Source organism: Blautia hansenii (assembly GCF_013304445.1).
Classification (GTDB): domain Bacteria; phylum Bacillota; class Clostridia; order Lachnospirales; family Lachnospiraceae; genus Blautia.
Window position 1 is genome coordinate 1 of record NZ_JAAITA010000066.1, and the last position, 715, is coordinate 715.

Here is a 715-nt window from a genome sequence, read left to right on the forward strand (position 1 = left end):
TTTATATAAGTATTTTCCGTCTGTTCGTTGGCTCTCTCCAGTATGCAGGATACGACCTTTGTTATCCCGTCTTTTTTCTTTCATGGTGTCTGCTCCTTTCCTTGTTGGAAAGAGCCTTGATATGACTTGTGTTCATCATAACACATACAAGGCTCATTTGCATTAGATTGCGTCCAATTTATCAATAACCTGTTCAAACTGTCGGCGTTTAATCTGTATGCGGTTGCCATTCATAATGAGCCAGCCAGCGTCCTTATTTTCCTCTGCCAATCGTCTTAACTTGTTTTCTCCGATACGGAAATACTTTGACGCTTCTTCAATGGTAAGGGTGTATTTTTCCCATACAGGAATATCGTTGTTATTCATCAGATACCCCCTTTCCCATGTTTCGTGTCATACTGGATATAGGGGATAAGGTCGGTGCGGTCTATCCTCTGTAAGTGGGCGGTTAGTTTGCTGGAAAGGGAATTGCTGTATCTTGCCTTATCAAGCATAGTTCCCACTTTTTCCAGTCCACCTAATGCGTCATGTTCTTCCAAGAAGTAAAAACTTTTCACAGCGGAAATCACGCCACCCTCTGTGAGCCATTGCTGTGTTTCCTCAAGAGAATTATGTAGTTTCGGTACTTGCAGTTTTAAGACTTCCACAGCCCCTAAAAAGCGTTCCCAAAACCGACACGTTTTCCACCTGCTCTTATTACTTTCATTTCTGTTTG

General features: G+C 42.2%; 3 protein-coding genes. All 3 read right to left on the reverse strand.

Features of this window, described 5'->3' with window-relative positions:
- A partial coding sequence (locus G5A70_RS15510) for an integrase DNA-binding domain-containing protein (protein WP_173750338.1) occupies positions 1-84 on the reverse strand: 84 nt, incomplete at its 3' end.
- 78 nt (positions 85-162) lie between these two features.
- The gene (locus G5A70_RS15515; protein WP_002607397.1) at positions 163-366 is read right to left on the reverse strand and encodes an excisionase; all 204 of its coding nucleotides are present in this window, start codon (positions 364-366) and stop codon (positions 163-165) included.
- Positions 366-715: replication initiation factor domain-containing protein (locus G5A70_RS15520; protein WP_173750337.1), on the reverse strand; the 350-nt coding region annotated here is incomplete at its 5' end. The genes G5A70_RS15515 and G5A70_RS15520, both read right to left, overlap by 1 nt.

Coding starts and splice junctions, on each gene's coding strand:
- G5A70_RS15515 (WP_002607397.1), bottom strand. CDS start 366: ATGAATAACAACGATATTCCTGTATGGGAAAAATACACCCTTACCATT.